We start from the raw sequence: 4968 nt of genomic DNA on the forward strand, positions 1-4968 counted from the left end.
CCAGCCCAGCCGGTGCCGTCGTATTTTCCCGCGCGCACTCGTCGATCGCCTGGGCATCGGCGAGGATGCGTGCGGCCCGTTCGGCAAGGCTGCTGCCGGTCTCGGTCAGCGCCAGCCTGCGTGACGTCCGATGGAACAGGCTGGCTCCGGTCCGTGCCTCAAGCCGCGTGATGGCCTTCGACACGGTGGCCTTCGACAGGCCGAGCGCGGCGGCGGCGGCGCTGAACGACCGGTGTTCGACAACCGTTGCAAAGATTGCCCAAGCTTCGAGGTCAGGAAGTCGCATAAACGAAACGATCCGTTTCCAAGGTTTCTATTTCTAAACCAGGGTTGCCACCTATGTTCGGTCTCGACAACCCTTCTCTCACTTGGAGAAACAAGATGATCGACATTCGCCCCTTCAAGACGCTCGGTGCCGCCAACCACGGCTGGCTCGATGCGCATCATCATTTTTCGTTCGGCGGCTATCACGACCCGAAGCGTATGGGGTGGGGCAGTATCCGCGTCTGGAACGATGACACCATTGCCGCCAATTCCGGATTTCCTCCGCACCCGCACCGCGACATGGAGATCATCACCTATGTCCGCAGCGGCGCGATCACGCATGAGGATTCGATGGGCAACAAGGGCCGCACCGGTGCTGGCGATGTGCAGGTGATGAGCGCTGGTTCTGGCGTCCGCCATTCCGAATTCAACGTCGAGAACGAAGCCACCACGCTGTTCCAGATCTGGGTCGAGCCGCGCGAATTCGGCGGTGCTCCCGGCTGGGGTGCAAAGCCGTTTCCAAAGGGCGACCGGTCGGGCCAATTCCAGGTCCTCGCCAGCGGCTTTGGCGACGACGGCGCGCTGCCTATCCGCGCCGACGCCCGCGTGCTGGGGGCGACGCTGAAATCCGGTCAGAGCGTCAGCCATGAGGTCGGCGCGGGGCGTCATGCCTATCTGGTGCCCGCACTCGGTCGGATCGAGGTCGATGGCGTGGCGGTCGATGCCGGCGACGGCGTTGCGCTGGGCGAGGGCAAATATTCGATACTGGCCAGCGACGACAGCGAGCTCGTCCTAGTCGATGCCGCCTGATTCAATTTTCATCAAGGAAAGATATGACATGGCAAAAGTTCTGGTGCTTTATTACTCGCATTATGGTCACATCGCGGCGATGGCCGACGCCGTGGCAGAGGGCGCGCGCAGCGCCGGCGCGACGGTCGACGTCAAGCGCATTCCCGACGCCGGGGGCGTGACGGCGGCGCGGCCCGGCGACCCGCAAGCGTCGATTGCCGGACTGGCGGACTATGACGCGGTCGTCGTCGGGACCGGCACCCGCTTTGGCCGGATCAGCAGCGAGATGGCGGGTTTCCTCGACCAGGCGGGCGGGCTGTGGGCGACCGGTGCGCTGAACGGCAAGGTCGGCGGCGCATTCGTCTCGACCGCGAGCCAGCATGGCGGACAGGAAACCACGCTGTTTTCGATCATCACCAATCTGCTCCATTTCGGCATGACGATCGTCGGGCTGGACTATGGCCATGCCGGGCAGATGGGCCATGATGAGGTCGTCGGCGGTGCTCCGTATGGCGCAACGACTATTGCGGGCGGCCGAGGCGAGCGCCAGCCGTCTGAAATCGACCTGTCGGGGGCCCGTTATCAGGGCCGCCGCGTGGCCGAGGTCGCGACCAAGCTGTTTGGATAGACACACAGAAATCGCAGTAAATCGGCAAGAAAGATGCGCGGGTAGGAAATTATCGCAAAGCCCGCGCGTCGTGAATATCCGGAGCCGTGCGGCGGTCTAACGCGCCGCACGGTTGTAGGACAGGCCTTTGGACATCGGCACTAGCACCCGAACGCCGTCAAGCGTGAGCAGTCGGGATGTCGCGGCCGCCGGAACAGGGGTGCTGGGCAGAAGCACATACAGGCGGTCGGGAACCAGCCTGCCGCCCGCGAAATCCGCATCCTCGACCTTCAGCCGGGCCAGCGTCGACAGTGTGTCGCGCGCCGCATAGACAACCCGCACCGGTTTCCCCGCAGCAACCGCGCGCCACGCCACTTCCTGGAACAGGTCCAGGTCTTTCGTCGGCTTGGCGGGGGCGAAGGTTACGTCCCTGGCGTTGGCAATGGCCGTCGCCCAGCGCGGATCGACGGTGCGGTAAAATGGCTTGTAACGGTCGGCATCGGCAGTGACGCGGCGGATCGCCGACATCATGCCCGTCAGGTCCATGAATTGCACGAACACGACCAGCAGCAGGACCTGCGCGCCCCGCTTTGCCGAAAGCCGATAGGCGATCGTGACGGCCGCCAACAGGATGACATAGGCGACGATCCAGAACAGCCGTCCCGAGGCGCGGATCGGGTCGAGCATCGCGAGCACTGGATAGGACAGCCGGATCAGCAGGACGGTATGTCCCTGCCAGTTCAGGCTGTGGCTGATCGCCAGCACTGTCAGGACCACACAGGCGGGAATAAGCCACAATAACCGGGCATGAAGGCTGGCGGTCGGCTCGGCGGGCGGCGTCCGCCAGGCGACAAAGGGCACGCAGGCGATGAGGACCAGAAAGCCCAGCCCCAGATACTGGAACCCTTCGAAATCACGACCCTGTTGCTGTTCGATCGCGGGCAGGAAGACCGAATAGGACGGGTTCGACGGGTTCCACAGCGCGTCCATCGCCATGCCATAGACGCCGTAAGTGTGGGTCGGCAGAAAGTCGAAGTCGATGCCGAGGCGACTGACGATCAGGACGACCGCCACCGCCGTTGCGCCTGCCCCGGCGACCAAGATCGACCGGTCCCGCCACCCCCGTTCGTTGATGAAACGTTCGAGCATCGCACTGGCCCAGACGGCGGCGACCAGCAGCAGCATATAGTTGTGGATGAGCGCCGCCACGCCGAGCACAGCGATCCACCAGCGCGGATCGCGCGCCCGCCTGGCGTCGACGAAGACCCACAACGCCCACAGTAACAGCCAGTGCGATTGCAGGTTGGCGTGGATGTAGCGGACGTAGAGCGACGGCAGCAACATGAACACCGCAACGCCGAGCCACAGGGTCGTGCGCGACGGCGCATAGGGGCGCAGCAGCGCGCGGGCGAAAATCGTCTGGAGGATGAGGCACAGCAAGACATAGGGGCCGACAAACTGGAGATTTGGTCCCATCCATCGGGCCAGCGGCGCCACCAGCATGGCGAGCAGCGGATTGCTGTCGGTGAACAGCAGGGGCATGGATTGCGGCGCGTTCAGCAGCCGGGTCGATAGCGAAAGACCGGTGCCGGGATCGTTCAGCCAGGCGTGGAGGCCGAGCGCGTTTTCGCCATTGTCGGACCCCCGCAACAGCCATCCAAAATTATTGGGGTCGAGGATGGATGGGTGATAAAAGAGAAGGAACACCATGATCGGCAGGATCGCCAACAGACCAAGATCCAGGCAGATGGCGCGCAATTTCATGCGATCACTCAATGCGGGCGAACTTCTTAAAACTGGTTAATGGCGGTTTGTCCAAGCCTGATTGGCCCACTGATATGGCAAGGATTTGGTCCGGTCTTGGTGAGGGCTGTGCGGAAAACGAACTTCGCGCTAAAGGCTGAGGATCGACGCACACCCCCGTCCCCTGCCGCACGCGGCCAGGGGGGATTTCAAAACTATGTTCCTTGCCGACACCATATTGTTCATCGATGCCGAGGCGATCATCGTCGACAAGCCTGCGGGCCTGCCGGTCGATCCGCCGCGCGATGGCTCGCTTTCAATCCACAACCATCTGGATTCAATGCGTTTTGGATTTCGCCGGGTGCCGCACGCAGTGCACCGGCTCGACCGCGACACGTCGGGCTGCCTGCTGCTGGCGCGCAATCCCAAGGCGCTGAAGCGTTTCGGCGCGGCGTTCGAGGCGGGGCTGGTCGAAAAAATCTACCTTGCCGTGCTGACCGGCGATCCCGACGGGAACGAGGGCCTGATCGACCTGCCGCTCGCCAAGATCAGCAGCCGCGAGGAGGGCTGGCGGATGGTCGTCGATCCCAAGGGCAAGTCGGCGCGGACCGGCTGGACCAAGCTGGGCGTGCGCCAGGGCCGGGCGCTGATCGCATTCCGACCCGAAACCGGGCGCACCCACCAGTTGCGCGTCCATGCGGTCGAGGGGCTGGGCTTTCCGATCGCCGGCGACCCGGTTTATGGCGACGGCGTCGGGCCGATGATGCTCCATGCGTCGGGCCTGTCGCTGCCGCGCGAGGGCAAGGATGCGATTGCGGCGACGTCGCCAATTCCGGATCGCTTCATCGACGCGGGGTTCGGCCCTGACGTGACCGGCCCCGACGTAGCAGGCGCTGTGGTTGGCTCGGCAACAATCGGCAAGCCCGATGCCGTTGCCGAACCGGAACCCGAAGATGGCTGAGTGGCCACCGCTGCCCGAGGCCGCGATCGAGGAGAAATTCCTCGCGGCGACCGGGCCGGGCGGGCAGAATGTGAACAAGGTTGCGACAGCGGTTCAGATCAGACTCGACGTGTTCGCGCTCGGCCTGAGCCCCCACGCCTATGTCCGGTTGAAATCGCTGGCCGGAAGCCGTTGGACCAATGACGGCGAGATCGTGTTGACCGCGCGCAGCCACCGCACACAGGAGGCCAACCGCGCCGAAGCCCGTGAGCGCCTGGCCGAACTTGTGGCCAAGGCGCATATCATGCCGATCCGTCGGGTGAAAACGCGCCCGAGCAAGAACGCCAAGGCCAAGCGCGTGGATTCGAAGGTGATCCGGGGCGGGGTGAAGAAGGGGCGGGGAAAGGTGGAACTGGACTGAAACAACTTTCGTCACCCCGGCGAACTTGGCTAACGAAAAAACTTTAAGACATCGAGACACCCGATATGCATAGTTTCCAGATCGCCCCGACCGAGAAATCCGCACTGTGGCGCGACCTGCTGGCGGCGGTGGATGCGATAACCGCGGGCGAGCCCGACGGTGTCGCCAACATGGCAAATGCGGCGGCGTTGCTGTTCGAATATC

Annotated in this window: 6 protein-coding genes; 4 read left to right on the forward strand and 2 right to left on the reverse strand. The window is 63.8% G+C overall.

The window, feature by feature from the left end; translation table 11 throughout:
- A partial coding sequence (locus tag Q0R02_RS08185; protein WP_293882296.1) for a LysR family transcriptional regulator occupies positions 1–286 on the reverse strand: 286 nt, incomplete at its 3' end.
- A gap of 95 nt (positions 287–381) precedes the next feature.
- Between Q0R02_RS08185 and Q0R02_RS08190 the strand changes: the two genes are divergently transcribed.
- Both Q0R02_RS08190 and wrbA read left to right on the forward strand, forming a co-directional pair.
- Entirely contained in the window at positions 382–1074 is a 693-nt protein-coding gene (locus Q0R02_RS08190) for a pirin family protein (RefSeq protein WP_293882298.1), read from the forward strand.
- A gap of 28 nt (positions 1075–1102) precedes the next feature.
- Positions 1103–1681, forward strand: coding sequence for an NAD(P)H:quinone oxidoreductase (gene wrbA, locus Q0R02_RS08195; protein WP_293882300.1), 579 nt, complete (start codon positions 1103–1105; stop codon positions 1679–1681).
- 96 nt (positions 1682–1777) lie between these two features.
- Here wrbA and Q0R02_RS08200 read toward each other — a convergent pair whose 3' ends face one another.
- On the reverse strand, positions 1778–3424 hold the full coding sequence (locus Q0R02_RS08200) for a DUF6311 domain-containing protein (RefSeq protein WP_293882302.1): 1647 nt from the start codon (positions 3422–3424) through the stop codon (positions 1778–1780).
- A 196-nt stretch (positions 3425–3620) separates the two neighbouring features.
- Here Q0R02_RS08200 and Q0R02_RS08205 point away from each other — a divergent pair, with 196 nt between their 5' ends.
- A complete protein-coding gene (locus Q0R02_RS08205; protein WP_293882304.1) occupies positions 3621–4364 on the forward strand; it encodes an RluA family pseudouridine synthase in 744 nt (247 codons plus the stop codon).
- Entirely contained in the window at positions 4357–4764 is a 408-nt protein-coding gene (arfB, locus tag Q0R02_RS08210; protein WP_293882306.1) for an alternative ribosome rescue aminoacyl-tRNA hydrolase ArfB, read from the forward strand. The genes Q0R02_RS08205 and arfB overlap by 8 nt, the downstream gene beginning before the upstream one ends.
- Positions 4765–4968: the final 204 nt, after the last annotated feature.

This window comes from Sphingomonas sp. (genome assembly GCF_025353885.1).
Taxonomy (GTDB): domain Bacteria; phylum Pseudomonadota; class Alphaproteobacteria; order Sphingomonadales; family Sphingomonadaceae; genus Sphingomonas_O.

Excerpts from the sequence above, each read along its gene's own strand:
- Q0R02_RS08190 (WP_293882298.1), top strand. The coding sequence starts at position 382 with ATGATCGACATTCGCCCCTTCAAGACGCTCGGTGCCGCCAACCACGGC.
- wrbA (WP_293882300.1), top strand. The coding sequence starts at position 1,103 with ATGGCAAAAGTTCTGGTGCTTTATTACTCGCATTATGGTCACATCGCG.
- Q0R02_RS08200 (WP_293882302.1), bottom strand. The coding sequence starts at position 3,424 with ATGAAATTGCGCGCCATCTGCCTGGATCTTGGTCTGTTGGCGATCCTG.
- Q0R02_RS08205 (WP_293882304.1), top strand. The coding sequence starts at position 3,621 with ATGTTCCTTGCCGACACCATATTGTTCATCGATGCCGAGGCGATCATC.
- arfB (WP_293882306.1), top strand. The coding sequence starts at position 4,357 with ATGGCTGAGTGGCCACCGCTGCCCGAGGCCGCGATCGAGGAGAAATTC.